Annotated in this window: 28 protein-coding genes; 23 read left to right on the top strand and 5 right to left on the bottom strand. The window is 68.3% G+C overall.

Annotation, left to right across the window (positions count from 1 at the left end; genetic code table 11):
- Positions 1-28: 28 nt before the first annotated feature.
- The 7 genes from AC1DBX_RS15720 to AC1DBX_RS15690 are packed head-to-tail and all read left to right on the top strand — an operon-like array spanning position 29 to position 6,683.
- Positions 29-772 (top strand): response regulator transcription factor, encoded by a 744-nt coding sequence (locus tag AC1DBX_RS15720; RefSeq protein ID WP_079551342.1) that lies wholly within the window; start codon positions 29-31, stop codon positions 770-772.
- Positions 759-2,141 carry a sensor histidine kinase gene (locus AC1DBX_RS15715; RefSeq protein ID WP_476932184.1) on the top strand — a complete coding sequence of 461 codons (1,383 nt, stop codon included), beginning with the start codon at positions 759-761 and terminating at the stop codon, positions 2,139-2,141. Before AC1DBX_RS15720 ends, AC1DBX_RS15715 begins: the two co-directional genes overlap by 14 nt.
- Positions 2,129-3,859, top strand: a complete 1,731-nt coding sequence (locus tag AC1DBX_RS15710; RefSeq protein WP_476932183.1) for a molybdopterin-dependent oxidoreductase — start codon at positions 2,129-2,131, stop codon at positions 3,857-3,859. The genes AC1DBX_RS15715 and AC1DBX_RS15710 overlap by 13 nt, the downstream gene beginning before the upstream one ends.
- 26 nt (positions 3,860-3,885) lie before the next feature.
- On the top strand, positions 3,886-5,109 hold the full coding sequence (locus AC1DBX_RS15705; protein ID WP_476872793.1) for a molybdopterin molybdotransferase MoeA: 1,224 nt from the start codon (positions 3,886-3,888) through the stop codon (positions 5,107-5,109).
- Positions 5,106-5,663, top strand: a complete 558-nt coding sequence (moaC, locus tag AC1DBX_RS15700) for a cyclic pyranopterin monophosphate synthase MoaC (RefSeq protein WP_476849443.1) — start codon at positions 5,106-5,108, stop codon at positions 5,661-5,663. Before AC1DBX_RS15705 ends, moaC begins: the two co-directional genes overlap by 4 nt.
- Complete coding sequence (locus tag AC1DBX_RS15695; RefSeq protein ID WP_476849444.1) at positions 5,660-6,172, top strand: MogA/MoaB family molybdenum cofactor biosynthesis protein; 513 nt, start codon at positions 5,660-5,662, stop codon at positions 6,170-6,172. The genes moaC and AC1DBX_RS15695 overlap by 4 nt, the downstream gene beginning before the upstream one ends.
- Positions 6,162-6,683: a molybdenum cofactor biosynthesis protein MoaE gene (locus AC1DBX_RS15690; protein ID WP_476932182.1), complete on the top strand. Its 522-nt coding sequence runs from the start codon at positions 6,162-6,164 to the stop codon at positions 6,681-6,683. Before AC1DBX_RS15695 ends, AC1DBX_RS15690 begins: the two co-directional genes overlap by 11 nt.
- Before the next feature lie 34 nt (positions 6,684-6,717).
- On the opposite strand, the gene AC1DBX_RS15685 is transcribed toward AC1DBX_RS15690, so the two are convergent.
- A complete protein-coding gene (locus tag AC1DBX_RS15685; protein WP_476856433.1) occupies positions 6,718-7,176 on the bottom strand; it encodes a Clp protease N-terminal domain-containing protein in 459 nt (152 codons plus the stop codon).
- A gap of 9 nt (positions 7,177-7,185) precedes the next feature.
- Entirely contained in the window at positions 7,186-7,389 is a 204-nt protein-coding gene (locus AC1DBX_RS15680) for a helix-turn-helix domain-containing protein (RefSeq protein WP_223914000.1), read from the bottom strand.
- 206 nt (positions 7,390-7,595) lie between these two features.
- Between AC1DBX_RS15680 and dapB the strand changes: the two genes are divergently transcribed.
- Together dapB and AC1DBX_RS15670 are read left to right on the top strand one after the other, a co-directional pair.
- The gene (dapB, locus tag AC1DBX_RS15675) at positions 7,596-8,354 is read left to right on the top strand and encodes a 4-hydroxy-tetrahydrodipicolinate reductase (RefSeq protein ID WP_476932181.1); all 759 of its coding nucleotides are present in this window, start codon (positions 7,596-7,598) and stop codon (positions 8,352-8,354) included.
- A gap of 5 nt (positions 8,355-8,359) precedes the next feature.
- Complete coding sequence (locus AC1DBX_RS15670; protein WP_223913998.1) at positions 8,360-8,842, top strand: hypothetical protein; 483 nt, start codon at positions 8,360-8,362, stop codon at positions 8,840-8,842.
- A 68-nt stretch (positions 8,843-8,910) separates the two neighbouring features.
- On the opposite strand, the gene AC1DBX_RS15665 is transcribed toward AC1DBX_RS15670, so the two are convergent.
- Positions 8,911-10,164: a heparan-alpha-glucosaminide N-acetyltransferase domain-containing protein gene (locus AC1DBX_RS15665; RefSeq protein WP_476932180.1), complete on the bottom strand. Its 1,254-nt coding sequence runs from the start codon at positions 10,162-10,164 to the stop codon at positions 8,911-8,913.
- 115 nt (positions 10,165-10,279) lie between these two features.
- Here AC1DBX_RS15665 and AC1DBX_RS15660 point away from each other — a divergent pair, with 115 nt between their 5' ends.
- From AC1DBX_RS15660 to AC1DBX_RS15625, 8 genes are all read left to right on the top strand, one after another.
- On the top strand, positions 10,280-10,735 hold the full coding sequence (locus tag AC1DBX_RS15660) for a hypothetical protein (protein WP_230010794.1): 456 nt from the start codon (positions 10,280-10,282) through the stop codon (positions 10,733-10,735).
- Positions 10,736-10,744: 9 nt separating this feature from the next.
- The gene (locus AC1DBX_RS15655; protein ID WP_476932179.1) at positions 10,745-11,509 is read left to right on the top strand and encodes a carbon-nitrogen hydrolase family protein; all 765 of its coding nucleotides are present in this window, start codon (positions 10,745-10,747) and stop codon (positions 11,507-11,509) included.
- A 103-nt stretch (positions 11,510-11,612) separates the two neighbouring features.
- On the top strand, positions 11,613-12,521 hold the full coding sequence (gene dapA / locus AC1DBX_RS15650) for a 4-hydroxy-tetrahydrodipicolinate synthase (protein ID WP_223913994.1): 909 nt from the start codon (positions 11,613-11,615) through the stop codon (positions 12,519-12,521).
- A 60-nt stretch (positions 12,522-12,581) separates the two neighbouring features.
- The gene (locus AC1DBX_RS15645) at positions 12,582-14,273 is read left to right on the top strand and encodes a ribonuclease J (RefSeq protein WP_476849451.1); all 1,692 of its coding nucleotides are present in this window, start codon (positions 12,582-12,584) and stop codon (positions 14,271-14,273) included.
- Positions 14,274-14,543: 270 nt separating this feature from the next.
- The gene (locus AC1DBX_RS15640; RefSeq protein WP_476932178.1) at positions 14,544-17,507 is read left to right on the top strand and encodes an FtsK/SpoIIIE family DNA translocase; all 2,964 of its coding nucleotides are present in this window, start codon (positions 14,544-14,546) and stop codon (positions 17,505-17,507) included.
- A 21-nt stretch (positions 17,508-17,528) separates the two neighbouring features.
- The gene (pgsA, locus tag AC1DBX_RS15635; protein ID WP_079551323.1) at positions 17,529-18,167 is read left to right on the top strand and encodes a CDP-diacylglycerol--glycerol-3-phosphate 3-phosphatidyltransferase; all 639 of its coding nucleotides are present in this window, start codon (positions 17,529-17,531) and stop codon (positions 18,165-18,167) included.
- Complete coding sequence (locus AC1DBX_RS15630) at positions 18,164-18,706, top strand: CinA family protein (RefSeq protein WP_476932177.1); 543 nt, start codon at positions 18,164-18,166, stop codon at positions 18,704-18,706. The genes pgsA and AC1DBX_RS15630 overlap by 4 nt, the downstream gene beginning before the upstream one ends.
- A gap of 139 nt (positions 18,707-18,845) precedes the next feature.
- Positions 18,846-19,298, top strand: coding sequence for a helix-turn-helix domain-containing protein (locus tag AC1DBX_RS15625; protein WP_018774460.1), 453 nt, complete (start codon positions 18,846-18,848; stop codon positions 19,296-19,298).
- Positions 19,299-19,397: 99 nt separating this feature from the next.
- Here the strand turns inward: AC1DBX_RS15625 and AC1DBX_RS15620 are convergent, their stop codons facing one another.
- Positions 19,398-19,907: a MarR family winged helix-turn-helix transcriptional regulator gene (locus tag AC1DBX_RS15620; RefSeq protein WP_223913991.1), complete on the bottom strand. Its 510-nt coding sequence runs from the start codon at positions 19,905-19,907 to the stop codon at positions 19,398-19,400.
- A 41-nt stretch (positions 19,908-19,948) separates the two neighbouring features.
- On the opposite strand from AC1DBX_RS15620, the gene AC1DBX_RS15615 reads away from it, so the two are divergent.
- The 6 genes from AC1DBX_RS15615 (at position 19,949) to dapF (ending at position 25,864) form a co-directional block, all read left to right on the top strand.
- Positions 19,949-20,185, top strand: coding sequence for a DUF3046 domain-containing protein (locus AC1DBX_RS15615; RefSeq protein WP_223913990.1), 237 nt, complete (start codon positions 19,949-19,951; stop codon positions 20,183-20,185).
- Between the two features lie 222 nt (positions 20,186-20,407).
- Entirely contained in the window at positions 20,408-21,460 is a 1,053-nt protein-coding gene (gene recA, locus AC1DBX_RS15610; RefSeq protein WP_018774457.1) for a recombinase RecA, read from the top strand.
- A gap of 136 nt (positions 21,461-21,596) precedes the next feature.
- Positions 21,597-22,082 (top strand): regulatory protein RecX, encoded by a 486-nt coding sequence (locus AC1DBX_RS15605; RefSeq protein ID WP_476932176.1) that lies wholly within the window; start codon positions 21,597-21,599, stop codon positions 22,080-22,082.
- A 214-nt stretch (positions 22,083-22,296) separates the two neighbouring features.
- The gene (miaB, locus tag AC1DBX_RS15600; protein WP_476932191.1) at positions 22,297-23,784 is read left to right on the top strand and encodes a tRNA (N6-isopentenyl adenosine(37)-C2)-methylthiotransferase MiaB; all 1,488 of its coding nucleotides are present in this window, start codon (positions 22,297-22,299) and stop codon (positions 23,782-23,784) included.
- Positions 23,785-23,953: 169 nt separating this feature from the next.
- On the top strand, positions 23,954-24,859 hold the full coding sequence (gene miaA / locus AC1DBX_RS15595) for a tRNA (adenosine(37)-N6)-dimethylallyltransferase MiaA (protein WP_476932190.1): 906 nt from the start codon (positions 23,954-23,956) through the stop codon (positions 24,857-24,859).
- A gap of 51 nt (positions 24,860-24,910) precedes the next feature.
- Positions 24,911-25,864 carry a diaminopimelate epimerase gene (gene dapF, locus AC1DBX_RS15590; protein WP_028277231.1) on the top strand — a complete coding sequence of 318 codons (954 nt, stop codon included), beginning with the start codon at positions 24,911-24,913 and terminating at the stop codon, positions 25,862-25,864.
- Here dapF and AC1DBX_RS15585 read toward each other — a convergent pair.
- Positions 25,845-26,459 carry a class I SAM-dependent methyltransferase gene (locus AC1DBX_RS15585; RefSeq protein WP_476932175.1) on the bottom strand — a complete coding sequence of 205 codons (615 nt, stop codon included), beginning with the start codon at positions 26,457-26,459 and terminating at the stop codon, positions 25,845-25,847. The genes dapF and AC1DBX_RS15585 overlap by 20 nt on opposite strands.
- Between the last annotated feature and the right edge of the window lie 469 nt (positions 26,460-26,928).

Below are 26,928 nucleotides of genomic sequence, written 5' to 3'. Positions count from 1 at the left end.
ACCGTGGCCGCGAACCTATGCTGGAAGCGTGAACAAGACCCAGCCGGCCCCGGACGCAACGGAGTACCGGCGCATCCTCCTCGTCGAGGACGAACCGACCATCGCGGGAGTGGTCCGGGACTACCTCGTCCAGGCTGGATACCAGGTGGTCCTCGCCGCCGACGGGTTCACGGCCCTGCGCCTTGCGGCCGAACGCCGCCCGGACCTCGTCCTGCTGGACCGGATGCTGCCGGGCCTGGATGGTGTGGAAGTCTGCCGCCGGCTCCGTGCCGCACACAGTGTCCCGGTCATCATGCTCACTGCCCTTGGAACGGAAGACGACCGGATCCTCGGCCTGGAAGCCGGCGCTGACGACTACGTCACCAAGCCCTTCTCGCCCCGTGAGCTGGTACTGCGGGTCCGTTCGGTCCTGCGCAGGAGCATTCCCGAATTCAGCCCGGAGCCCTCCGTCGAAGTGGGCGGTTTCGACCTCAACCCGGCCGCACGCACCGTCTCCCGCCATGGCAGGCCCCTGGCGCTGACGGCCAGGGAGTTCGACCTTCTGGCCTTCATGCTCCGCCGTCCCCGGCAGGTCTTCAGCCGCGAGGAACTCATGAAAGCCGTCTGGGGCTGGGACTACGGGGACCTGTCCACTGTCACGGTGCACGTGCGGAGGCTGCGGGAGAAGATCGAGGACGACCCCACCCGCCCCTCCGTCCTGAAAACGGTCTGGGGCGTGGGTTACCGGCTGGACCCCAGCGATGAGGAGGAGTCCGCCGATGCAGACCTCTGAACTCCTGACCATCATCGGCTGGGCCCTGGCCTGGGGAGCCGTGATCGGGGCCGCGTCGCTGCTCATCCTGAAATCCCTGCGCCGGGCCTCGTTCGCGGTCCAGATCTGTGTGGTGGTGCTCGCCGCCGTGGCGGTCCTGACGGCCGGAATGGTCAGCGCCTTCAACGCGATGTTCATCTCGGCCCGGGACCTCGAAGTGATGTGGTACGTCCTGGCCGTGGCTTCGGCCGTGGCTGTTTCGATCGCGCTCGTGCTCGGAGCGAGGGTCTCGCGGAACGCCAAGGCGCTGGTCGAGGCTGCCCGGAGCATCGGCCGCGGCGAGAGCCCCGGGATCCAGTCCCCGGTGATGAGCCACGAACTTGCCGCCCTCGCCGCCGAGCTCGAATCCAGCAGCCGGATGCTGGAGGCCTCCCGGCAGCGGGAGGCCGCCGTCGAAAACGCCCGCCGCGAACTGGTCAGCTGGATCTCCCACGACCTGCGGACGCCGCTGGCGAGCATGCGCGCCATGACCGAGGCCCTGGAAGACGGGATGGCCGCGGACGTCCCCGCCTACTACCGCAAGCTCATCGCGCAGACCGACCTCATGGCCGGCATGGTCAACGACCTCCTGGAACTGTCGAAGATCCATGCCGGAACTATGCGGCTCAAGGCCGAGCCGTTGGACCTGTACGACCTCGCCAGCGACGCCATTGCCGACCTCGCCGCGCTGGCGGAGCAGCACGGCATTACGCTCGACGGCGGCGGCCAACGGGAAAGCCTGGCCCTCGCCGACGGCCCCTCGATGGGGCGTGCCATCCGGAACGTCGTGCTCAACGCGATCGTCCACAGCAGACCCGGCTCGCGGGTCACCGTGGAAGTCGGCCGGGACGGTGACCGGGCCGTCGTCGCGGTCACCGACGGCTGCGGCGGGATCCCCGAAGCGGACCTCCCGCATGTGTTCGAAACCGGCTGGCAGAAGGACCCGGCGCGGCGGCAGACCGGCCGTTGGGCCGCCCCGGACGACGGACTGGACGGAATGGCCCCTGATGGCGCGACCCCGGGCGACGGCTTCCGGGCGCCCGGGCCGGATGAGCCGGCAGGCGTCATGCGCTACAGCGGCGCCGGCCTTGGCCTGAGCATTGTCGCCGGAATCGTCAGCGCCCATCAAGGCACCGTCACCGTGGAGAACGTCGACGGCGGATGCCGGTTCTCGCTGCTGCTCCCCGGCCAGGGAGCCGCCGGCCAGAAGCCGGGTGGCAGCCACGGCACTTCTGCCGGGGAGCCTGCTGCCGGGGGAGCAGCAGCCCCGGCAGCAACAGCCGAGGGAGCACACAACAGGATTCCGCGCGACGCGGTAGAGGAAAAACTCCGGACGGGATGGGCACAGTGAGCAGCGGCGTCAGCTTTGACGGGCAGGGGAAGGAAACCGGCGGCACACTCGCCGGCAGGGAACAGCAGCATACGGAACCGGGAGTCCGGCAGCGGCAGTCCCGGGACCTGTGGGCCGCCGGGGCCGGACTGGTGGCCGTGGGGACGGCGGTGGTCCTCGGTGAACTCACGGCCAGCCTGGTGAGCCCCACGGTGTCTCCGGTGACGGCCGTCGGCGGGGCCGTGATCGACACCGTCCCGCCCGGCGTCAAGGAGTGGGCCATTTCCTTGTTCGGCACGGCGGACAAGGTGGCACTCCTGGGCGGCATGGCACTGGTCATCGCCGCGCTCGCGGCGCTCTCCGGAGTCCTCGAAGTGCGGCGCCGTTTCGCCGGGGTGATTCTCATCGCGGTGTTCGGCGCGGTAGGGCTCGTGGCCGTGCTGAGCCGGGCCGACCTGACCGCCAACGCCATCCCCGTCCCGGTGCTGGTGGCACTGGTGGGGATCGCGCTGTTGCGGTGGCTCATCCGGAAACTGTTGGAGTGGCAACCCGATGCCGGCCGGCGACCGGCGGTGGCGTCCGGCCCGCCGGAAACACCACCGGTTGAGCCGGCTCCGCAGGACGCCCCTGCCGTGGCGCCTGCAGATGCCACAGCCAACGAAGCCGGGCCCGCCCGGCGCAGGTTCCTGCTGGCGCTGGGCGGGACAGCCGCGGTTGCCGCCGTCGCCGGTGTGCTCGCCTCCACCCTCAGGGGAGCGGCCGCCGTCGTCAGCGACGTGCGCAGCAAGCTGGTCCTCCCGGTGCCCGCCGCTCCCGCGCCGCCCATCCCGGCCGGCGCCGAGATCCGGCTGGACGGACTGGGCCCGCTCGTGACGCCGAACAGGGATTTCTACCGGATCGACACCGCCCTGCGCGTCCCGCTGGTGGATCCTGCGGAATGGACGCTGAAAGTCACGGGCCTGGTGGAACGGGAGATCGAGCTCGACTTCGCCACTCTCCTGGCCAAACCCCTGACGGAACGGCACGTGACCATCGCCTGCGTCTCCAACGAGGTCGGCGGGGACCTGATCGGCAATGCCCGCTGGCTCGGCTGGCCGGTGCGCGAACTGCTCGCCATGGCCGGCCCCAAGCCCGGGGCGGACATGGTGCTCTCCCGGAGCACGGACGGCTGGACGGCAGGGACCCCGCTGGAGGCCCTCACGGACAACCGCGACGCGCTGCTGGCCGTCGCCATGAACGGGGAACCGCTTCCGCTCGAACATGGATTCCCCGTCCGGATGATCGTGCCCGGGCTGTACGGCTACGTCTCCGCCACGAAGTGGGTCACCGAACTGAAAGTGACCCGGTACGCGGACGACGTCGCCTACTGGACGCCCCGCGGCTGGAGCGAGCGCGGGCCCATCAAGACATCGTCCCGCATTGACGTGCCGCGCGACGGGGCCAACGTGAAGGGCGGGACGGTTGTCTTCGGCGGCGTCGCGTGGGCCCAGCACACGGGCATCGGCAAGGTGGAGCTGCGGGTCAACCGCGGCGACTGGCATCAGGCCGAGCTGGCCCCCGGCATCTCCAAGGACACCTGGTACCAGTGGAAGCTGGCCTTGCCGCTGGAGCCGGGACAATATGAGGTCCAGGTCCGGGCCACAGCCCTCGACGGCGTGCCGCAGGCCGAGGAATCCGCACCGGTCGCGCCGAACGGAGCCACGGGTTATCACACGGTTAGAGTTGACGTGAAGTCCTAGCGAGCCGAGCAGAGGTCAGGAAACGCATGCACCGCACCGAGACAAGGCATGTCAGCGTTCAAGCACACCGGGACAAGGTGCGGGCCCTGCTGGCCCCCCTGCGCACCGAGGGGCGGGTGGAACGGCTCCCGCTGCTCGAAGCCCTGGGCCGGGGGCTCGCCGCCGACATCCTGGCGCCGCTGGACCTTCCCCCCTTCGCCAACTCGCAGATGGACGGCTTCGCGATCCGCAGCGCCGACGTGCCCGACGGCGGCAGGGAACTGCGTGTCGTCGCGCCCGTCCCGGCCGGAGCCACACCGGCGGAACTGGCCGCCGGCACGGCCGCCCCGATCATGACCGGCGCGATGATGCCGGCCGGGGCCGACGCCGTCGTTCCCATCGAGCAGGCCGTGCCCGATTCCTTCCCGGTGCCGGGGGAGCCCGCCACGGTCCACTTGCCGGCCGCCGCCGCCGGAACGTTCGTGCGCGACGCCGGCAGCGACATCCGCTCCGGCGAGCTCGCCCTCAGCGCGGGGACCTTCCTCGGCCCCGGCCAGCTGGGACTGCTGGCGGCGATGGGCTACACGGAGGTGCCCGTCCGTCCCTCCCTCCGGGTCCTCCTGGTCACCACCGGCGACGAGGTGGTGGAACCGGGCAGCCCGCTCGGACCGGGCAAGATCTTCGACTCCAACGGCACGCTGCTCGAGTCCTCCATGCGCCAGGCCGGGCTCCAGGTCACACGGACCGGCGTCTCCACGGACCAGCCGGATGAGCTCGCCGCGTTGCTGCGCCGGCACGCCCCCGCCGCGGACCTGATCGTCACCACCGGCGGCGTCAGCAAAGGTGCCTACGAGGTGGTCCGGCAGGCAATGGCCGGACACGACGTCGAATTCGGCGCCGTGGCGATGCAGCCGGGCGGCCCGCAGGGGATCGGCAGCTTCGATGGCGTCCCTGTGCTGGGGTTCCCGGGCAATCCGGTGAGCTGCCTGGTGTCCTTTGAAATGTTCCTGCGCCCGGTCCTCACGGAACTGTTCGGCGCCCCGGCGCCCCGGCCCGCCGTCCGCGCGCGCCTCGCCGAACCGCTGACCTCCCCGGCGGGCAAGCACCAGGTGCGGCGCGGCACGCTGGCTCCGGACGGCACGGTCAGGCTGGAGGGCGGCGCGGGCTCCCACTTGGTCCATGCCTTGGCCCGTTCCAACGCCCTCGTCCACGTGCCAGAGGGAACAGCGGCGCTCGCAGCGGGCGACGAAGTGGAAGTATGGATCCTGTGAATGATGTAGAAAACCCTGAAGCGGATGCCGCACCGGCGGACAACGGCGAAGCGGGCAACGGCGAAGCGGACAAAAGAGCCGTGGGCAACACCCGCCTGACCCACCTCCGCCACGACGGCACGGCCCAGATGGTGGATGTGTCCAACAAGGCGCAGTCCACCCGGGAAGCCACGGCCACCGCGACCGTCCGCAGCACGGCCGAGGTCCTGTCCCTCCTCGGCGGCGGTGAGCTCCCGAAGGGCGACGCCCTGGCCGTGGCCCGCATCGCCGGGATCATGGCGGCCAAGAAGACGCCGGACCTGATCCCGCTCTGCCACCCGCTGCCGATCGCCAAGGTCACCATCGACTTTGAGCTCGACACCGACGCCGTGACAATTTTCGCCACGGTCAAGACACGCGGCGTCACCGGGGTCGAGATGGAAGCCCTGACTGCGGCGACGGTCGCGGCACTGAGCGTGTACGACATGATCAAGGCCGTGGACAAGCACGCGGTCCTGACCGATATCAAGGTGCTCGCCAAAAGCGGCGGCAAGAGCGGGGACTGGACCCTATGAACATGCCTGAACCCCACCGCCACGGCGAGGCCACGGGCCGCAAGGCCGGTGTCGTGATCGCCTCCACCCGGGCGGCCTCCGGTGTCTATGAGGACCTCACGGGCCCTGTGATCATCGATTGGCTCACCGAACACGGCTTCGAGCCGTTCCCCGCCATGGTGGTGCCGGACGGGGCGCCGGTCGGGGCCGCGCTGAGGGCCCTGCTGAGCCAGCAGCCGGCCGTCATCATCACCAGCGGCGGCACCGGGCTGAGCCCCACCGACGCAACTCCGGAGCAGACGCTGCCCCTGCTGGACCGGGAAATCCCCGGCATCATGGAGGGCATCCGGAACGCCGGAACGGCCAAGACTCCGATGGCCATGCTCAGCCGGGGCCACGCGGGCGCAGCCGGACAGACGTTCATCGTGAACCTGCCCGGATCCCCGAAAGGCGTGATGGACGGTCTGGCCGTGCTGGATCCCATCGTTGGACACCTTTGCGACCAACTGGAAGGCAGCCATGGGCACTAATACCGGATTTGAAATCGTGCACGCCGTGCTGAGCGCCGAACCCATCTCGGTGGAGCAGGCCATCGCGGCGGTGGAGTCGGACACGGCAGGAGCGGTGGTCAGCTTCAGCGGCGTCGTCCGCAACCACGACGGCGGCAAGCAGGTCTCCCGGCTCAGCTACAGCGCCCACCCGACGGCGCACCAAGTGATGGCCGACGTCGTCGCCGGGCTTGTGGCGGAGCACTCGGTCCCGGCCGGGAGTGCCGCGCCCGGCGGATCTCCGGAGGAAGCCGCCGGCGGCGCCGGCGCCACCCGGGACGGGCGGCAGCCGGTGCGGATCTGGGCGGCCCACAGGATCGGCATGCTGGAGATCGGCGATCCGGCCCTGGTGTGCGCCGTCTCGGCGGCCCACCGCGGCCAGGCCTTCGCCGTATGTGCAGAACTCGTCGACCGGATCAAGGCCCAAGTGCCGATCTGGAAGGAACAGTTTTTCGCCGACGGCACCGTGGAGTGGGTCGGCGCCGGCGAGTAGACGCCGTGGTGACCGGCAGGAAGCCGGCTCCGGATCAGGAGGAAATAACCCTGCGCCGGACCCCCGCCCGGTCGACCCCCAGTTCCTTGAGCAGCACGGCTGCCGGATCGTGTTCCTGGCAGTCCAGCAGCGACAGCAGCAGATTCGCGGTGGTGATCTGTCGTGACTTCTGGTCCATGGCATACCGAAGCATGCCTTCCATTACCGACCGGGCGCCCGAGCTGAAGGGCGGCTTCTTCCCCCGGCTGGGCATGGGGACGCGCTCAAAGCCGTGGGCATCTATACCGATTGATGCGAGTGCCGTGCGGTCAAGCCTCGCCGCCGCGGCCCGTGCCTGATCGAGCGTGACACCCAGAAGGGCGGCGGGAGCAGGATCGTGGAGCGCCCCCAACAGCAGATGATCCGTGCCCAGCCGCTTGTCGCCGCTGCAGCGGGCCTCGTCCATGGCGAAGCCAACGATCTTTCGGGTGTCGTCGGCAAATCGTTCAAACATGGCTTGATCTCACTCTCGGTATTTTGCGTGGACGGACTGCCGCGAGACGCCCAGGGCGTCGCCGATCTGCTCCCAGGTCCATCCCCGCTGTCGGGCAGCTCTGACCTGCGCTGCCTCGACCTGTTCTGCCAGGCGATGGAGGGCTCCGACCGCCCGCAGACCGACGGCGGGGTCGAGTGAATGAATATGCGCGGACAGGTCATCAGTCTCCATGCCTGTCAGTTTAGATTGACAGGCATAAGGGCGTCAATCCAGCCTGACAGGCCTGGGTCGGCGTGTGACCCATCGAGCCGGCGGGCCGGGCCTTGCGGAACGTTGCTCACGCCGCGTGGCGGTCAGGCTGTCGCCCCCGGCGGCGGCCCTGTAACCAAGCGCCGCCGGTTCCGGAACGCAGCGGCCCCGGCGGTAGGGTTGATGGCATGACCGAACAACTCTCCGTCGCCGTGCTGGGCGCCAGCGGGCGCATGGGCGCAGAGGCCGTGAAGGCCATCGACGCCGCCGCGGACCTGACGCTCGTCGCGGCCCTTGGCCGCAACGACCCCCTCGACTCCCTTGTCAGCTCCGGCGCGCAGGTCGTGGTGGACCTGACCGTCCCCGAAAGCACCGAGGCGAACGTTCGCTTCGCCGTCGAGCACGGCATGCACGCCGTGGTCGGCACCACCGGCTGGGATGCCGGCCGGCTCGCGGGGCTGGAAGAACTCCTCGCCAACCGGCCTGGCGTCGGCGTCCTGATCGCCCCGAACTTCGCCCTCGGCTCCGTCCTGGCCTCCGCCTTCGCCGCCAAGGCGTCCAAGTACTTCGAATCCGTTGAAATTATTGAGCTGCACCACCCGGACAAGGTCGACGCGCCCTCCGGCACGGCCGTGCGCACGGCACAGCTGATCTCGGCCGAGCGCTCCGAGGCTGGCCTGCCGTCCAGCCCGGACGCCACCACCTCGGAACTCGCCGGTGCCCGCGGCACCGACGTCGACGGCATCCGGGTCCACAGTGTCCGGCTGGCCGGTCTTGTCGCGCACCAGGAGGTCCTGCTGGGCGGGCCGGGGGAGCAGTTGACCATCCGCCACGACTCCTTTGACCGTGCGTCCTTCATGCCCGGGGTGCTGCTGGGGATCCGCAGCGTCGCCGCTCACCCCGGTCTCACCGTGGGACTCGACGGTTACCTGGACCTGGGACTCTGAGTCAGATGTCCGCTGCCTTGACAGCCCTGAAAGCGAACCGCACCAAGATCTGGGTGGGGGCCGTCACCCTGCTGCTCGTGTTTTACCTGGTGGTGTCCCTTCAGCGTTCCGTGCTCCTGATGTCCGACCCCAGCCTCGTGGCGAAGGCGATCGGCGTCGCCTACCTGGTGCTGCCGGTCATCGGGGCCTGGGCCCTGATCCGGGAACTGCTGTTTGGTGCCCGCACTGAGCGGTTGGCAAAGATCCTCGAAGCCGAGGGGGGCCTGCCGGAGGACACTCTGCCGCGCACACCCGCCGGCCGGATCATCCGCGAAGCCGCCGACGCCGAATTTGAGAAGTACCGCGCCGAGGCCGAAGCTGCCCCCGAGGACTGGCGTTCCTGGTTCCGGCTCAGCTGTGCGTACGATGCTGCCGGAGACCGCAAGCGCGCCCGCGCCTCAATGCGCGACGCCGTGCGGATGTTCCGCGCCGGGGAGCAGAAGAACTAGCCGAACACCGTTTGCCGGGCCGCGCCGGGCCCGGCGGCGGAACTTAGCGCACGACCCGGCGGCGGAACTTAGCGTACGCGTCGAGGCCGGCGGACTTGGGCCGGCTGGTGCCGGCCCGCCTGGCTGGCCGCATGGGTCGCCCACTCCAGCGGCCCGCGCCGCGCCATGGCCGCGAAGACTCCGCCGGCCACCAGCATCCCGACAGCCTGCGCGAAATACACACCCTCCACGGTCCAGCCCGGCATCAAGGGCTGGTCGTGCAGGGCGGCCATGATGCACAGGTGAGCCGTGTAGAGGCTCAACGTCATGGCCCCGGCTCCGCGCAGCGGCAGCAGCAGATCCAGTTCCAGCCAGTCGCCCAGCCGGCCCAGCAGCAGGCACAGGCCGATCACGGCGGCAGCGGCCCCCGAGGTGTGCAACAGATCCAGCGTGGTGCCGGAGTGCGGTGCACTCGTGGCCAGCCACCACACTGAGCCTGACTGGTCGATGCCGGCCAGGTTGACCTGCAGCAGGCTCTCCAGCGGGTAGGCGGGATCGCCGATGTGCGCCTGAAGGGCCTGCCTGCCGCCCCAGTCCTCCAGCATGAGCGTCCCCAGCCACTTGGACATGACGGCCACCACCGTGCCGGCAGCAACGAGCAGGAACGGCACGGCCGCTTTCCACAGCGCCATCCGACCGATCACCAGCCCTATCAGGAGATAAGCGATCCACTGCAGGACAGGGTAGTAGCCCGTGAGAAAGAGGTCGCCCAGCAGCCTGGCCGGGGTGGCCAGATCCTCCCAGCTTGGGTTGTGCCCCAGCCGCAGGGGCGGATCGGCGGACAGCAGCCACGGCCGCAGGAGGTAGGCCAGGGCGGGGGCAGCCAGTATCCAGAGGACCGCGAGTGCGGCCAGGCGTTTCAGCCCAAGCCCGACAAAGGGCAGCACGCACAGGAACAGCAGGGCGTAGTGGACCAGAATTATCGCGATGTTGACTTCCAGCCCGCCCAGGGAGAGCCCGAGGGCACCGATCACGAGCGCCCGCAAGGCGATGCCTCTGCGGGCACCCCGCAGTTCGGCGCCCTCAAGCGGCTGCTGTTTCCCCGTGGACAAGGCGAGCCCGACTCCGGCCAGCACGGCGAACAGCGCGGCTGCCCGTCCGGAAAACGCCAGGCCGATCCAGGTGGGCGTGAGCTGCGGGTCCGGCTCAAAGGTTGCCAGCACGTGGGTGGCCATCATGGCCAGCAGGGCCAGGCCGCGCGCGGCGTCGATACCGGCCAGCCGGACGCCGGGGGGAGTGCCCCGGACGGTCCGGGAAGCCGTAGTCATTCCGCGCGCCGTCATCATCTGATCGTCTCACGATCGGCCCGGTGACCGTCTCATCTTCGGCCTGCCCGCAGCCCCGATCCTTCTCCGGGCATCCCTTGTATGCGAATATATGTTCGAATACGATGGGCGCATGAACGACGCCCCAGAGCCAGCCTTCCTGAAGCCCGAATTCACCGGCCGGGAATCCACAAGCCGACAATTTCCGGGCCCGGATCCGTCGGGCCCGCAATGGACCAGCGCGACGCCTGGCGGACGGACGAACGGTGGCGAGCCGGCGGCCGGCGTCCTCAAAGCCATGAGCCCGGGCGTCGTGGACTTCCTCTTCCGGCGCTTGGTCGCCGGGGAGCCGGCCGAGGACGTTCAGTGGGGGAAGGAAGGTGCGGCGCTGGCCGCGGTGCCGCCGGGAGCTGAGCTGGCCCGGCGGCTGGCCGAGACGGACCTCGACGCCCTCACTCCAACCGAATTGTTCGACTACGTGCGGGCGGCCCAGCGTCTAGCCGCCTGGGCAGAGGCCCTTCGCGAAACCGCCGTCGGGCGTTACTGCTCGGCACCTTCGGCTCCCTCCGGCGAAAGACGGGGTGCATAGGATGGGAGGGTGACCACTGGCTCAATCACCGCGTTGACGCTGTCCGCCGTCCAATACCAGGCCCTGGATGGTGGCGTTGCCGCCAACGTGCCCGAGCACATCCGGCTGATCGAAGACGCCGAGTCGCATGGAGCCCGGCTTGTCATCTTTCCCGAACTCTCGCTGACGGGATACCGGCTGGACCTGCTGGACGGACCCGGGGAGTGGCTGAGCGCGGCTGACCGGCGGCTGGACGGCATCCGGGAAATCTGCCGGCGCACCGGAATAACCGCCGTCGTCGGTGCCGCGTTCAAAGACGCGGACGGTATGCCGCGGCTGGCCGCCCTCGCGGTCCATCCGACAGGCTCCATCGAGACCAGCTTCAAAACGCACCTGCACGGACCGGAGCAGGATCTGTTCGTGGCCGGCAGCAATCCCGCGGTCCTGGAGATCGACGGCTGGAAGGTCGCTCTGGCGATCTGCTTCGACGCAGCCCGCCCGGGCCATGCGGAATGGGCCGCGGACACCGGGGCGGACATCTATGCCGTCTCGGCCCTCTACACGGCCGGCGAAGACCACCGGCTGGCACTGCATCTCGGCGCCCGGGCCATGGACAACCGGATGTTCTCCGTCCTGGCGAACCTGGCGGGCGCCACGCCGCTCGGCCCTTCGTGTGGCCTGAGCGGGTTCTGGGGTCCTGACGGGCTCCCGCTCCGGCAGGCGGCCGGCTCCGGCACCGAGGTGCTGACCGCGAGTCTCCAATACAGTGTGCTGGCGCGGTTTCGGCGGCCCTGAGTCCGGCCGGGCCGCCGAAACGTGACGCACGGCCGCCGAGTTTGACGTTCGTCACACCGCCGCCATTGTCCTAACATGCCGCAGACAAGGTAACGTTTTTCATATGGCTGACTCTGATATTCGCTCTTACACGTTCGGGACCCTCGTGACTGCCATGGTCACGCCTTTCACATCGGACGGTGAGGTCGACTACCGGCAGTCGGCGGAACTGGCGAGCAAGCTCGTAGACGACGGCAATGACGCCCTCGTGATCTCCGGCACCACGGGGGAGACCTCCACGCTCGAGGACGACGAAAAAGAGAAGCTCTTCCGCGTCATCGTCGAGGCCGTGGGCGACCGCGCCAAGGTCATCGCCGGAACCGGGACCAACCACACCTCGCACTCGATCGAGATGGCCAAGCGCGCCGCCAAGGCCGGAGCCCACGGCCAGCTGATCGTCACGCCGTATTACAACAAGCCCAGCCAGGCCGGTATCCAGGCGCACGTCGAGGCCGTGGCCGACGCCGCCGACCTCCCCGTCATGGTCTACGACATCCCCGGCCGCGCCGGCGTGCCCATCCTGCCCGAGACCATGATCCGGCTCGCCGACCACCCCAGGATCGTCGCCCTCAAGGATGCCAAGGCCGACTTTAACGCCCTCACGCGCGTCCTGGCGAACACCGATCTTGATGTCTACTCCGGCGACGACGGCCTCACGCTGCCGTGGATGGCCGCCGGTGCCGTCGGGCTGGTCAGCGTCTCCGCGCACGTCGCGACGCGGCAATTCCGTGCGCTGATCGATGCCGCACTTGCAGGCGATTTTGCTACCGCCCGCACCCTACATTTCGAACTGGACCCCGTGGTCCGCGCAGTGATGACCCACATTCAGGGTGCTGTCGCTGCCAAGCAGGTTCTTAAGTGGCAGGGAGTCCTGCCCAACTCGGTTGTCCGTTTGCCCCTCGTGGAGCCGGGCGAGGCCGAGATCGCAACCATCCGCGAGGATTTGGCGGAAGCGGGGATGGTCTTTTCCTGATCGGGAGCCAATCCTGATGGTTAAGAACCAGCCCGGCTTCAGCCTGGAAAGTAGTGCACTATGACCCAAACCGCCCTTCCCGGCCTTGTCACGCCGCCCCGCCTCCCGAAGAACACCCTGCGGATCGTACCGCTCGGCGGAATCGGGGAAATCGGTCGAAACATGACCGTTTTCGAGATCGATGGCAAGCTCCTCATCGTTGACTGCGGCGTCCTCTTCCCCGAGGAGACCCAGCCCGGCGTCGACCTCATCCTGCCGGACTTCTCCTACATCGAGAACCGTCTCCAGGACATCGTCGCGGTAGTCCTGACCCACGGTCACGAAGACCACATCGGCGCCGTCCCCTACCTCCTGCGCCTGCGCGCCGACATCCCCATCGTCGGTTCACAGCTGACACTGGCCCTCATCGAGGCCAAGCTGCAGGAACACCGGATCAAGCCGAACACGAAGATCGTCGTCGAGGGCCAGGTCGAGAAGTACGGGCCCTTCGAATGCGAGTTCATCGCCGTCAACCACTCCATCCCGGACGCCCTGGCCGTGTTCCTCCGCACCTCTGGCGGCACCGTCCTGCACACCGGTGACTTCAAGATGGACCAGCTGCCGCTGGATGGCCGCATCACCGACCTCCGGCACTTCGCCAAGCTGGGCGAAGAAGGCGTGGACCTGTTCATGTCGGATTCGACCAATGCCGACGTCCCGGGGTTCACCACCGCCGAGAAGGAAATCGGGCCCACCCTGGACCGGCTGTTCGGGCAGGCCTCCAAGCGCATCATCGTCGCGTCCTTCTCCTCGCACGTGCACCGCGTCCAGCAGGTTCTCGACGCCGCCGCCAACCACAACCGCAAGGTTGCCTTCGTGGGCCGCTCCATGGTCCGGAACATGGCCATCGCCGCGAAACTGGGCTACCTGGAGGTCCCTGCCGGGATCCTGGTCGACATCAAGAACATCGACAACCTGCCGGACAACCGGGTTGTGCTGATGTCCACCGGCTCCCAGGGTGAGCCCATGGCCGCCCTGTCCCGCATGGCCAACGGCGACCACCGCGTCGTCGTCGGCGAGGGGGACACCGTCATCCTCGCGTCCAGCCTGATCCCGGGCAACGAAAACGCCGTCTTCCGCATCATCAACGGCCTGCTGAAGCTCGGCGCCGACGTCATCCACAAGGGCAACGCCAAGGTGCACGTCTCCGGCCACGCTGCCGCCGGCGAACTGCTGTACTGCTACAACATCCTTGAGCCGCTCAACGCCATGCCGGTGCACGGCGAAACCCGCCACCTCATCGCCAACGGCAAGATCGCCCTCGAATCCGGAGTGCCCGAGGAAAGCATCCTGCTCGCGGACAACGGCACAGTGATCGATCTTCGCGACCACCAGGCCGACATCGTGGGCCAGGTCGAGGTTGGCTTCGTCTACGTCGACGGCTCCAGCGTCGGCGAGGTCACCGAAGCAGACCTCAAGGACCGCCAGACCCTCGGCGATGAGGGCTTCATCTCCATCATCACGGTCATCCACCGTGCCACCGGCAAGGTGGTGTCCGGGCCGGAAATCCACGCCCGCGGCGTGGCGGAGGACGATTCCGTCTTCGACGAGATCATCCCCAAGATCAATGAGGCCCTCGAAGAAGCCGTGCTGAACCGCACGGACCACACGACGCACCAGCTGCAGCAGGTCGTCCGCCGGGTCGTCGGCACGTGGGTCAACCGCAAGCTCCGCCGCAAGCCCATGATCATCCCGGTGGTCCTTGAGGCGTAAGCCTCAGGTGGTTCACTGGGCGTAAGCCTCAGGTGGTTCACCGGGCGTAAGCCTCAGTTGGTTCGCCGGGCGTAAGCCTCAGGTGGTTCACCGGGCGTAAGTCCTTCACTCGCACCTGGCGCATGCCTGGTCAACGGCCTTCCCCGCCATCCCGCAGCCTGAGCGCCGCGGGAGGCGGGGGAGGCCGTTCCCGTTGGTGGTGGCGGCAACATGATCCCGGACGCCCGGAAATTCGGGGTTTTCGGCCCGGCATCCGGTACCGTGGCGGGTATGGCGACTCGTACTTCTTCCGCGCCTAGAGGAAACTCAAGCGGCAAATCAGGCAGTTCTCCCGGCCGGGGGTCCCGTCCCGCTGCATCCAAATCCGCCCGGCCGCGGGGAGCCGCAGGTGGCACCGCAGCCACCGCGCGGACCCGGCAGTCGGCCGTTGTTGAGCCGCACCAGCCCTGGGTGGTGAGGGTGCTGGCCGGTGCCTGGCTGGGCATCGCCCACGTGATCGGCGCCGGCATCCGGCGGGTCGGCCACGACGTCAGCGACCTCGCCCCCGAGGAGCGCCGCGACGGCGCCGCCCTGTTCAACCTGGCCCTGGGAGTCTTCGTTGCCACCTTCGCGTGGTGGGGGTTCCAGGGCTGGCTCCCTGACCTCGTGTTTGCGATCGTCAACGGCACGTTCGGCTGGATGGCCCTGCTGCTGCCGCTCATGCTGTTCGTGTGCGCCTTCCGCCTGTTCCGCCAGCCCGACGACGGCCGCGGCAACAACCGGGTCGGCATCGGTTTCCTCATCATGACGTTCGCCGGTTCCGGGCTGGCCCACATCATTGGCGGCCAGCCGACCGTCGCCGACGGCTTCGACGGCCTGCGCCGGGCCGGCGGCATGCTCGGCTACCTCGCCGCCGCCCCGCTCGCCGCCGTGCACACCGCCGTCCCCGTCGCGGTCTACGGCCTGCTGGCCTTCACCTCGCTGCTGATCGTCACCGCCACGCCCTTCGGCGCGATCCCTGGCCGCCTGCGCGACGCCTACGAGCACCTGATGGGCATCGACCTGCAGGACGACGACGGCGGCGACCGCCACGACCGCAGCTACCTTTACGAGAACGACGCGCCGGCCCCGCCCAGGAAGAAGCGCAAGCGCCTCTTCGGCAAGGACCACGACGACGAGTCCGGCCTGGAAGGCTACGTCGGCGACGAAGCCTTCGAACGCGCCCTCATCGCAGATGACGAAGCAGCGGACGCACCTCCGGTCAAGGGCACGAGGGGCAAGGCGCGCTCTGGCGTCGCAGCCGACGCCGCGCCCGATGTCGCGCCCGGCGTCCGCCGTCCCACCCAGGCCGAGATCGCCGTCGAAAAGATCAAAGCCGCCCAGGGCCTCGGCACGGCAGGATCAGCCGGCGCTTCGGCGGAGTCCAGCGGCGACGCCACCGAGGCCATCCCGCTGGTCACTCCGGGGATGGTGGCCGCGGGATCGCTCAATGCCGCCGCTGCGGCCGCCAAGGTCCCCTCCAACCCGGTCGCGCCCGCACCGCTGCCCACCCCCATTCCGCAGCGCACCGAGCAGCTTTCCCTGGCCGGCGACGTCACTTACACCCTGCCGGCGTCGGACGTGCTGACACCCGGTTCCATCCCCAAGGAACGCACCGAGGCCAACGACGCGATTGTCGCCTCGCTCACCGAGACCCTCAACCAGTTCAACGTGGAGGCGCAGGTCACCGGCTTCAGCCGCGGCCCCACCGTGACCCGCTACGAAATCGAACTGTCCCCGGGCACCAAGGTGGAACGGGTCACCGCCCTGTCCAAGAACATCTCCTATGCCGTGGCCAGCTCGGATGTCCGCATCCTGAGCCCCATCCCGGGCAAGTCGGCCATCGGCATCGAAATCCCCAACACGGACCGCGAAACCGTGTCCCTGGGCGACGTGCTCCGCAGCCAGAACGCCCGCCGCACCGACCACCCCATGGTCATGGGGGTCGGCAAGGACGTCGAGGGCGGGTACGTCGTGGCCAACCTGGCCAAGATGCCGCACCTGCTCGTGGCCGGCGCCACCGGTGCCGGTAAGTCCTCGTTCGTGAACTCGATGATCACCTCCATCCTGATGCGGGCCACCCCGGACGAGGTCCGGATGGTCATGGTGGACCCCAAGCGCGTGGAACTCACCGCCTACGAAGGGGTCCCGCACCTCATCACCCCGATCATCACCAACCCGAAGAAGGCGGCCGAGGCCCTGCAGTGGGTGGTCCGGGAAATGGATGCCCGATATGACGACCTCGCGAATTACGGCTTCAAGCACATCGATGACTTCAACAAGGCTGTCCGGGCCGGCAAGGTCCACCCGCCGGTGGATTCCAAGCGCGTCATCAAGCCGTACCCATACCTGCTGGTCATCGTGGACGAACTCGCCGACCTCATGATGGTGGCCCCGCGCGACGTCGAAGACTCGATTGTCCGCATCACGCAGCTGGCCCGTGCGGCCGGCATCCACCTGGTCCTGGCCACCCAGCGCCCGTCGGTCGACGTCGTGACCGGCCTGATCAAGGCGAACGTGCCCTCCCGCATGGCCTTCGCCACCTCCTCTGTCACCGACTCCCGGGTGGTCCTGGACCAGCCGGGCGCCGAGAAACTCATCGGCCAGGGCGATGCTTTGTTCCTGCCGATGGGGGCCTCCAAGGCCATGCGTGTCCAGGGTGCCTGGGTCACCGAGTCCGAGATCCACAAGGTCGTCGAGCACGTCAAGGGCCAGCTCAAGGCCGTCTACCGCGACGACGTCGCGCCCGAGGCGCAGAAGAAGCAGATCGATGACGACATCGGGGACGATCTCGAGGTCCTGCTCCAGGCAACCGAGCTCGTGGTCACCACCCAGTTCGGCTCCACCTCGATGCTCCAGCGCAAGCTCCGCGTCGGCTTCGCGAAGGCCGGCCGTCTCATGGACCTGCTGGAGTCCAGGGGAGTGGTGGGGCCCTCCGAAGGTTCCAAGGCGCGCGACGTGCTGGTCAAGCCCGATGACCTCGCCGCAGTGCTGGCCGCGATGAAGGGACAGGACGGTCCGGTGTCCGCCGACTCGCAGACCGCGGCGCTGAGCGATAACGCCAACGCGAACATCGCCCAGGGCGGTTACGCCGAGGACCTCGTGGCCGCGGACCTGGAGAACCGCACCCAGGCGATCGACTACCACGACGGCGCCGACGGCGGTTCCGGCGACGAGGACGGCTCAGAGGACGCCTGGTCGCTCACCGGCCGGTAGCGCAGACGGTAGCCTAGGAAGGTGAATAGCGCCGAAGCCAACGCCGGATCCGCCTCGCGGATCTGGAACCTGCCGAATGTCCTCACGATGCTGCGGATAGTGCTGGTGCCGTTCTTCGTCTGGTTCCTTCTCCTCGACGCGCCGGGGCTGCAGGCCCAGAACGGCGTCTGGCGCTGGGCGGCCGCCTTCGTTTTCGCGGTGGCCATCTACACGGACAAGCTCGACGGCGACATCGCCCGGTCCCGCGGCCTCGTCACCGACTTTGGCAAGATTGCCGACCCGATCGCCGACAAGCTCCTGATCGGTTCCGCGCTGGTCATGCTCTCCTTGCTCCAGGAACTGCCCTGGTGGGTCACCATCCTGATCCTGGTCCGGGAGTGGGGCATCACCGCCCTGCGCTTCTTCGTCATCCGCTACGGCGTTATCCCGGCCTCGCGCGGCGGCAAGCTCAAGACGGTGGTGCAGACGGCGGCCATCTTCCTCTACGTCCTTCCGTTGGCATCCCTCGCCCCGTGGCTGGGCGTTGTGGCGTTCATCGTGATGATGGCCGCCCTGGCCATCACCCTGTGGACCGGCGGCGAATACGTCATTGAGGCGCTCAAACTGCGGGCCGCCGGCATCAAGGCAGAGAAACAACGTTCAAGGGAGAACAAGCCATGAACCAGCCGGACCCCGTTCCTCACCCCAACCTGCACCCCAATCTGCATCCCAATCTGCACCTCCTGGCGGAGCAGGCCGTCACCGGCGCCCTCGGCCGCGGCATGACCGCCGCCACCGCCGAATCCCTCACCGCCGGGATGGTCACCGCCGTGCTGGCCGACACGCCCGGCGCCTCCGGGATGCTGCAGGGCGGCGTGGTGTCCTATGCCAACAGGGTCAAGTCCGACGTCCTCGGCGTCCCCGCTGAGCTGCTCGACGCCGTCGGCTCCGTGGACGGCCAGGTAGCCGCAGCCATGGCCGACGGGGCGCGCCGCATCTGCGGCGCCGATATCGGCGTGTCCACTACCGGCGTGGCCGGTCCCGAACCGCACGACGGCAAAGCGGTGGGCACGGTCTTTGTCGGCATCGCCACGGCGGAAGGATCGACGTCGTACCCCTATTCCTTTGACGGCAGCCGCGCCGAGATCCGCGCACTTGCGTGCGGCGCCGCGCTGGAACGTCTGCTGGAGGCCCTATCTTCCGAAGGCTACCGGGCGTAAAGTTGCCGGGAACAAAAGTTGATTCCGAATAGTTGTTACATTGTGTCGCTTCCAAATGAGGGAGGCGCCTAGGATGAAAACATCAGCAGAGTCCGCCCCCACCGGCGGACTCGACAGTACGAGGAGCAAGGCGATACAGATGGTAAAGCAGCCCGTATCCGTAAACGGCGTTGTCCGCTGGAAGGATGTGGGCCTCGCCGATCAGGCCAAGAGCGAACAGAAGGAGCGCAAGATGGTTGTACTACGTCACGAAATCGGTGATGTCCTGCGCGATGTCCGCCAGCGCCAGGGCCGTACGCTCCGCGAAGTCTCGCACAGTGCCCGCGTTTCCCTGGGCTACCTGAGCGAAGTGGAACGCGGCCAGAAGGAAGCCTCCTCGGAGTTGCTCTCCTCGATCTGCTCGGCCCTCGATGTTCCGCTTTCGAGCATGCTCCGCGAAGTCAGCGACCGCGTCGCGGTCGCCGAGGGCGTCGCGGTTCCGGACACCGTTCCCCAGGAGTTCGCGCAGCGCTATGGCCGCGACCTCGACCGGGAACTGAACTCCGATCTCTCCGACGAGCTGGCCAAGGGCCTCCTTTCCGGGGCGCGCTAGCAGCCAGCTCACCTAAGACCTAAGACACAAAAGAGGACCTCCGGCCCAGGCCGGAGGTCCTTTGTCGTGTTTCGGTGACCAGGGTTCCCGGTGGGGGAGTCAGGCGGGCTCGTCCCGGGGGAAACCGTCGCGCTCGTAGGTGGCATTGAGCTTGGCCATGTACATGGCCAAAGCCTGCAGATCCTCGGCCGGCCATTCCGCCAGGCGTTCCCGGAACACCTCACGCCGTGCGTCCTGGACCTGGTGCATCCTTTCCTCGCCTTCGGACGTCAGCCGGATGGCCTGCGCCCGGCCGTCCAGCGGGTCAGCCTCCTTCGACACCAGCCCGAGGCCCTCGAGGAAGGCGATCTGCCGGCTCACCGATGGCTTGCCGACGCCGATGCAGGAGGCGAGGTCGGTCAGCCGGATGGGGCCCTGCTGGCGGATCACGCTGAGCAGGCCGTAGGCGGCGGGTTCCATGTCCGGGTGGACCTGGCGCGAGAGCTGGTGGGAAATCGACCGGCCCCGGCGCCAGAGCAGACTCAGCTGGTTCTCGACGGCGTCCAGGGCGGCGTCCGCGCCGGCGGTATCGGGAGCGGGATCGCCCGCGGACTCAGTTGGGTTGCTCATGGCAACCATTCTAGAGTCCCCGGCCGTGAGAGACTTTACTCGTGCGAATCAGTGACTTTTGGCGGCTTATGGACGACGAGTTCGGCGCGGGATACTCCCGCGTCCTGAGCAGTTCGCTGGTCCTGGCCGGGGTCGGGGGCCGCACCGCGGACCAGGCGCTCAGCGCCGGGGTTCCGCCGCGCCAGGTGTGGCTTGCCATGTGCGACGTCCAGGACGTTCCGCCGGAACGCCGCCTGGGCCGCGACGTCAAACCCCGTGACACCACCGGGCCCCGCTGACGCCTGCGTCGTCGCGCTGACGCCAGCTGAGCTCCGCTGACGCCTGACACGCCGTCCGCTTGTTCGAATATCTGTTCGGATAGCGATATGCTTTTTTTCAGACCGTTTTCCACATACGTGGTTCTCCCGACAACTTTGTCGGAGGGTGCCAGTAGCGTCAGTGATGACAGACAAAGGCCTCCACGGCCACTCCACAGCGAGAAAGTATTAGAGGTGTGAATCATGGCCGCAGCCCCGGATCGCCAGAAGGCGCTCGACGCAGCGCTTGCCCAGATTGACAAGCAGTTCGGCAAAGGCTCGGTCATGCGCCTCGGCGATGAAGTCCGTGCGCCCATCGAAGTCATCCCGACCGGGTCCATCGCACTGGACGTCGCCCTGGGAATTGGCGGCCTGCCCCGCGGCCGCGTCGTGGAAATCTACGGTCCGGAATCATCAGGTAAGACCACGGTCGCGCTGCACGCGGTTGCCAATGCCCAGCGCCAGGGCGGCATTGCCGCCTTCATCGACGCCGAGCACGCACTCGATCCGGAATACGCCGCCAAGCTGGGCGTCGACACCGACGCGCTCCTGGTCTCCCAGCCGGACACCGGCGAGCAGGCGCTGGAAATCATGGACATGCTTATCGGATCCGGCTCCCTTGACGTCATAGTCATCGACTCCGTGGCCGCCCTCGTTCCCCGCGCGGAAATCGAAGGCGACATGGGCGACAGCCACGTGGGCCTGCAGGCCCGCCTGATGAGCCAGGCCCTGCGCAAGATCACCGGCCGCCTGAGCCAGACGAAGACCACGGCCATCTTCATCAACCAGCTGCGTGAAAAGATCGGTGTCTTCTTCGGCTCCCCGGAAACCACCACCGGTGGTAAGGCGCTGAAGTTCTATGCCTCCATCCGCATCGACGTCCGCCGCATCCAGACCCTGAAAGAGGGCGCCGATTCCGTCGGCAACCGCACCAAGGCCAAAATCGTCAAGAACAAGATGGCCCCGCCCTTCAAGATCGCCGAGTTCGACATCATCTACGGCCAGGGCATTTCCCGTGAGGGCGGCATCATCGACATGGGTGTCGAGCACGGCCTGATCAAGAAGTCGGGCTCCTGGTTCACCTACGATGGCGACCAGCTGGGCCAGGGCATGGAGAACTCCCGCCGCTTCCTGCGCGACAACCCGGAGCTGGCGGCCGAACTCGAGCGCCTGATCAAGGAAAAGCTCGGCGTTGGCGTCAAGGCCCCGGCTGAGACCGAAGAATCTCCGAAGCTGAAGGCCGTTGACGGCTTCTAACAGCCGGCGGCGCAAAGGGGCAGGATTTCCATCACGGAATCCTGCCCCCGGCTTTGCCGGCCCGGATCAGCCGGCGGACCGCACCGATGGCGCGGATTCGCCGGCCGGGCAGGACCGGGACGCGGACCCCGCGGCGGTGGCGCGTGCCATCGTGCTGCGGCAGCTGACGAATTCGCCCAAGAGCCGGCTGCAGCTCTCGCGCAAGCTGGCCGAGCGCAACGTCCCTGAGGACGTCGCGGAGGCCGTGCTGGACCGCTTCGAGGAAGTGCGGCTGGTTGACGACGCCGAGTTCGCCGACATGTGGGTCCGCAGCAGGTCCCAGACGCGCAAGCTCGCCAAAGGGGCCTTGCGGCGCGAACTTGCGGACAAGGGCATCGACCCGGAGATCGCTGCCGGTGCACTGGACCAGCTCAGCGACGCCGACGAGGAAACGGCCGCCCGGGAGCTCGTGGAGCGCAAGCTGCGGGGATTCACCGGCGGCGAAGACCGGGCCGAACGCGACAAAGTTACGCGCCGCCTCGCGTCAATGCTGGCCCGCAAGGGATACCAGCCGTCGCTCGCCTTCCGGGTGGTGGGTGAGGTGCTCGATGCCGCCGCCGGCCAAGCGGGGGACGGGGATTAGGACCGCCGGGCCGGGGTCTGCGCTGGCCCAGCCGCTGCCCACTACCCTTACCCGTTACCCTTAACAGGTGAGTTTTACCATTCCCTCCCCAACGGCCGGCACGACTTCTCCGACAGCGCCACCGGCGGTGCAGCCGGCAGGGCCCCAGACATTCGGTGCGGACCCCGTTTCCGCACCGGAAAGTCCCGCCCCGGCCCAGCCCCGCACCTACCAGGTGCGCACTTTCGGCTGCCAGATGAACGTGCACGATTCCGAGCGGATGGCCGGCATGCTGGAAGCCGCAGGCTACGTCCCCTCCTCCGGCGAGCTGGCCGACGTCGTGGTCTTCAACACCTGCGCGGTCCGGGAAAACGCCGACAACAAGCTGTACGGCAACCTCGGCATCCTCGCCCCGGTCAAGGCAGCCAACCCGGGCATGCAGATCGCCGTCGGCGGCTGTCTCGCGCAAAAAGACCGCGAGACCATCCTCAAGAAGGCCCCGTGGGTGGATGCCGTGTTCGGCACCCACAATGTCGGTGCCCTGCCGGCGCTGCTGGACCGGGCCCGCCACAACAATGAGGCCCAGCTGGAGATCCTCGAATCGCTGGACGTCTTTCCGTCCACCCTCCCCACCAAGCGGGACTCCGTCTACTCGGGCTGGGTATCGATCTCGGTGGGCTGCAACAACACCTGCACCTTCTGCATCGTCCCGGCCCTGCGGGGCAAGGAAAAGGACCGCCGCCCCGGCGAGATCCTGGCCGAAATCCAGGCGCTCGTGGACGACGGTGCCATCGAGGTAACCCTGCTGGGCCAGAACGTGAACTCCTACGGCGTCGAATTCGGCGACCGGCAGGCCTTCTCCAAGCTCCTGCGCGCGTGCGGCGACATCCCGGGCCTGGAGCGGGTCCGGTTCACCAGCCCGCACCCGGCCGCCTTTACCGACGACGTCATCGACGCCATGGCCGAGACGCCCAACGTCATGCCGCAGCTGCACATGCCCCTGCAGTCCGGCTCGGACAAGGTCCTCAAGGACATGAAGCGGTCCTACCGCTCGACCAAGTTCCTCGGCATCCTGGACAAGGTCCGCGAGAAGATCCCGCACGCCGCCATCTCCACCGACATCATCGTCGGGTTCCCCGGCGAGACCGAGGAGGACTTCCAGGCCACGCTCGACGTCGTGGCGAAGTCCCGGTTCGCCACCGCCTTCACCTTCCAGTACTCCAAGCGGCCGGGCACGCCCGCCGCGGACCTGCCGGACCAGCTGCCCAAGGCCGTGGTCCAGGAACGCTTCGAACGCCTCACGGCCCTGCAGGACCGGATTGCCGCCGAGGAAAACGCCCGGCAGCTTGGCCGCCGCGTCGAGGTCATGGTGACGGCCCAGTCGGGCCGTAAGGCTGGGGAAACCCACCGCCTCTCCGGCCGGTCCCAGGACCAGCGGCTGGTGCACTTCTCCGTGCCCGCCGGAGCCGAAGTGCCCCGGCCCGGCGATCTGGTGACTGTCACCATCACAGAGGCGGCGGCGTTCCACCTCGTCTCCGACCCCGCCTCGGCCGAGGACTACAGCCTGCGCCGGTCCCGTGCCGGCGATGCCTGGGACCGGTCGCAGGCAGATTCCTGCGGCGCAGGCCCAGCAGGCAAAACCAGCCCGGCGGGCAAGACCAGCGCGTCGGGCACCTCCGGCGTGTCGCTGGGCATGCCCAGCCTCCCGGTCCGCGGCCGTTAGCGCCGTGCCCGGCCCGCGGGGCGCTCCCCGGAACGAAGCAGTCCAGAACCCAGCAGCCCGCGCCACGGCGGTCGAGGACACAGCCCAGGCCTTGGCGGTCGAGGACACAACCCAGCAGGACGCTGCCCAAAATGCGGCGGCGCAGGGGGCACGGCCGGCCGCGCCGCCGGTGATCGCCGTCGTCGGGCCGACCGGATCCGGCAAATCAGACCTGGCAGTCTCCGTCGCCCTTGAGCTCGACGGTGAAGTCATCAACGCCGACTCGATGCAGTTCTACCGCGGCATGGATATCGGCACCGCCAAGATCACCGAGGCGGAGCGCCGAGGTGTGCCGCATCACCTGCTGGACATTCTGGACGTGACCGAGGAAGCGAGCGTCTCGGACTTCCAGCAGCAGGCCCGGGCGTTGATCGCCGACATCCACGGCCGGGGTAAGCGCGCCATCCTGGCCGGCGGCTCCGGACTCTACGTCCGCGCCGCCCTCGACGTCCTGGAATTCCCCGGCACGGATCCGGAGATCCGCGGCCGGCTCGAGGCGGAACTGGCTACCGCGGGCCCCGCGCCCCTGCGGCAACGGCTCGAGGCAGTGGACCCCGTCTCCGCGGGCAGGCTCGGCGATGAGCGCAGGATCATCCGCGCCCTGGAAGTCTTTGAGCTCACCGGGCGGCCATTCAGCTCCTTCATGCCGGCCCGCCAATACTTCCAGCCTGCCGTCCAGATCGGGCTCGAGGTGGACCGGGAACTGCTCCGGCAGCGCCTGGCCGACCGGGTCCACGCGATGGTGGACCGCGGGCTCCTGGACGAAGTCCGCCGGCTGGACGCAGCAGGGCTCCGCAGCGGCCGGACCGCGCCGCGGGCCCTCGGCTACGCCCAGTTCCTCCGGGTGCTCGACGGTGCCGCCAGCGTGGAGCAGGCCGCGGACGAAACCATCATCGCCACCCGGCAGTTCGCGCGCCGCCAGCTGACCTGGTTCCGTGCGGATCCCCGGGTCACCTGGCTGGGCTGGCACGATCCTGACCTCGTGGCCGAGGCCGCCGGCCTCTGCCGGGCGACGCCGGTTCTGCCTCCGGCGTAGCGCTTGGGTCACGGTGGCGGAGCGGTCGGGGCGGAACGGTAACCTTGGAGCATGGACGAATCCCAAGCCGTAGCCGCTGACCGTACTGCCGGCGATACCGCCCCGCTGAGCGGCCTGAAGTTTTCCAAAGGCCACGGAACGGGCAACGACTTTGTCCTGATCGCAGACCCCAACGGCGCGCTCGAGTTGAGCCCGGAGCACGTCGCGGCGCTCTGTGACCGGCACCGTGGCATCGGCGGCGACGGCCTGATCCGGGCCGTGCCTTCCCGGCTCCTGCCCGAGGGGCAGCAATTGCTGACCGCGCACCCCGATGCCGAGTGGTTCATGGACTACCGCAACGGCGACGGCTCGCTCTCTGAGATGTGCGGAAACGGAGTCCGCGTCTTTGTGCACTTCCTCATCGCCGAAGGCCTCGTGGACCTGCCGGCCGGCGAATCGCTCGTCATTGGAACCCGGGGCGGTGCCAAGACGATCGTCCGGACGGCTGCGGGCTACGCCGTGGACATGGGCCCCTGGGAATTCATTTTCCCGGGCGAGGCGACCGCGCGGGCCATGGACTCGCTGGTCAGCGCCGACGGGCTCGAAGTCGCACGGCCCGCCCTCTCCGTCAGCATGGGCAACCCGCACACTGTCGTGGCCCTGGCCGAAACAGCCGAACTGGAGGCCACGCAGCTGTTCACGGCCCCCCGGGTGGACCCGACGCCGCCGCACGGCACCAACGTCGAATTCGTTGTGCCCTCCGAACCACTGGTCCACGACGGCACCGGCACCATCACCATGCGGGTCCACGAGCGCGGAGTGGGGGAGACCCAGTCATGCGGCACGGGCGCCTGCGCCGCCGCCGTCGCGATTCGCCACTGGGCCGGCCAGGGCGCACCGGACGCGTGGAACGTCCACGTCCCCGGCGGCGTCGTCGGCGTGAAATTCTTCCTGGGCCCGGAGGGGCACGAACACGTCGAACTCAGCGGCCCGGCCGTGATCGTCGCTAGCGGGACGCTTTCCTGATTCGAAGGATCCGGAACGACTTCGACGTGCTCTCCCGGGTCACGCTGAAGCTGGCGTCGAGCTCCGCCGAGAGCCAGCGCTGCAGCGAGTCCGAGCCGAGGTTCTTCTGGACCACGAGCCAGGCCGATCCGCCCGGCGCCAGCCTGGGAATCCACAGGCGCAGGAGGGCATGAAGCTCATCCTTGCCGATCCTGATCGGCGGGTTGGACCAGATGGTGTCAAAGCGCAGGTCGGGGTCCACGGCGTCCGGCGTGCTGGCGGATACGTTGGGCAGCCCCAACAGCCCGGCGTTTTCATTGGTCAGGGTCACGCAGCGTTCGTTCACGTCCACCGCGTAGACCTGGGCGTGCGGTGCCCGCAGGGCCATGGTCAGGGCGATCGGTCCCCAGCCGCAGCCGATATCCAGCAGGTTGCCCTGCGGCGACGGCGCCGGGACGTCGGCCAGCAGCACGGCCGTTCCCTTGTCGATCCCGTCCGGGCTGAAGATCCCCGAGGACGTCTGCAGCCGGCGCGTCTCACCGACAAGATCCACAGTGAGCGGCTTACGGGTAAAGGGCCCGGCCGGCTGGGCGCTGAAATAGTGTGCAGACTCCATAATGGGCCAGATTAGTTCGCGGCCAGCCCGTATGGGAAACCGGGTGGGAGCGCCAGCGTCTGCTACGCTACAAAACATGATCTTGATCTCCAAGTAGCCGGCACGGGTCCCGTCCCGTCCTTGTCAGGGACGCCGAGGGACTCCGTAGCGATGCAGGTAAACGCCTTCCGCTGAGTGCGCCATTGCAGGGGTGAGTTTTCTCACCCGCGGGCGCCCGCACCACTTGGAATCCAGCCATTTCCCAGGCACCGTGTTTTGCTGGCACAGTTTTTCGAGCACCGTGCTCCCTGGCCCGCTCCCGGGCCCGGCGTGGCGGAGGCACCTACCTCAACGTGTTTGCACCGGCACCGGCACCGCCCACACAGCCAGTGTCCCCGCAGCCAGGCGCCGTAGCCGCCTCTACCGTCCCCAGCCACCGCTCCGCACAGAGCCAGCCCCGCCCCGGCGCCGTTGCCGCAGGCATTCCAGG

The sequence above is a fragment of the Arthrobacter sp. 10N44_2 genome (genome assembly GCF_056394385.1).
Note: the sequence above shows the minus strand (reverse complement) of the source record. Positions and strands in the feature narration are given on the sequence as shown.

Excerpts from the sequence above, each read along its gene's own strand:
- recA (WP_018774457.1), top strand. The coding sequence starts at position 20,408 with ATGGCCGCAGCCCCGGATCGCCAGAAGGCGCTCGACGCAGCGCTTGCC.
- dapB (WP_476932181.1), top strand. The coding sequence starts at position 7,596 with ATGACCGAACAACTCTCCGTCGCCGTGCTGGGCGCCAGCGGGCGCATG.
- AC1DBX_RS15710 (WP_476932183.1), top strand. The coding sequence starts at position 2,129 with ATGGGCACAGTGAGCAGCGGCGTCAGCTTTGACGGGCAGGGGAAGGAA.
- AC1DBX_RS15705 (WP_476872793.1), top strand. The coding sequence starts at position 3,886 with ATGCACCGCACCGAGACAAGGCATGTCAGCGTTCAAGCACACCGGGAC.
- AC1DBX_RS15715 (WP_476932184.1), top strand. The coding sequence starts at position 759 with ATGCAGACCTCTGAACTCCTGACCATCATCGGCTGGGCCCTGGCCTGG.
- AC1DBX_RS15625 (WP_018774460.1), top strand. The coding sequence starts at position 18,846 with ATGGTAAAGCAGCCCGTATCCGTAAACGGCGTTGTCCGCTGGAAGGAT.
- AC1DBX_RS15585 (WP_476932175.1), bottom strand. The coding sequence starts at position 26,459 with ATGGAGTCTGCACACTATTTCAGCGCCCAGCCGGCCGGGCCCTTTACC.
- AC1DBX_RS15620 (WP_223913991.1), bottom strand. The coding sequence starts at position 19,907 with ATGAGCAACCCAACTGAGTCCGCGGGCGATCCCGCTCCCGATACCGCC.
- dapF (WP_028277231.1), top strand. The coding sequence starts at position 24,911 with ATGGACGAATCCCAAGCCGTAGCCGCTGACCGTACTGCCGGCGATACC.
- AC1DBX_RS15690 (WP_476932182.1), top strand. The coding sequence starts at position 6,162 with ATGGGCACTAATACCGGATTTGAAATCGTGCACGCCGTGCTGAGCGCC.
- AC1DBX_RS15630 (WP_476932177.1), top strand. The coding sequence starts at position 18,164 with ATGAACCAGCCGGACCCCGTTCCTCACCCCAACCTGCACCCCAATCTG.
- AC1DBX_RS15645 (WP_476849451.1), top strand. The coding sequence starts at position 12,582 with ATGACCCAAACCGCCCTTCCCGGCCTTGTCACGCCGCCCCGCCTCCCG.
- AC1DBX_RS15665 (WP_476932180.1), bottom strand. The coding sequence starts at position 10,164 with ATGACGGCGCGCGGAATGACTACGGCTTCCCGGACCGTCCGGGGCACT.
- AC1DBX_RS15695 (WP_476849444.1), top strand. The coding sequence starts at position 5,660 with ATGAACATGCCTGAACCCCACCGCCACGGCGAGGCCACGGGCCGCAAG.
- AC1DBX_RS15670 (WP_223913998.1), top strand. The coding sequence starts at position 8,360 with ATGTCCGCTGCCTTGACAGCCCTGAAAGCGAACCGCACCAAGATCTGG.
- dapA (WP_223913994.1), top strand. The coding sequence starts at position 11,613 with ATGGCTGACTCTGATATTCGCTCTTACACGTTCGGGACCCTCGTGACT.
- AC1DBX_RS15660 (WP_230010794.1), top strand. The coding sequence starts at position 10,280 with ATGAACGACGCCCCAGAGCCAGCCTTCCTGAAGCCCGAATTCACCGGC.
- AC1DBX_RS15685 (WP_476856433.1), bottom strand. The coding sequence starts at position 7,176 with ATGTTTGAACGATTTGCCGACGACACCCGAAAGATCGTTGGCTTCGCC.
- AC1DBX_RS15640 (WP_476932178.1), top strand. The coding sequence starts at position 14,544 with ATGGCGACTCGTACTTCTTCCGCGCCTAGAGGAAACTCAAGCGGCAAA.
- AC1DBX_RS15680 (WP_223914000.1), bottom strand. The coding sequence starts at position 7,389 with ATGGAGACTGATGACCTGTCCGCGCATATTCATTCACTCGACCCCGCC.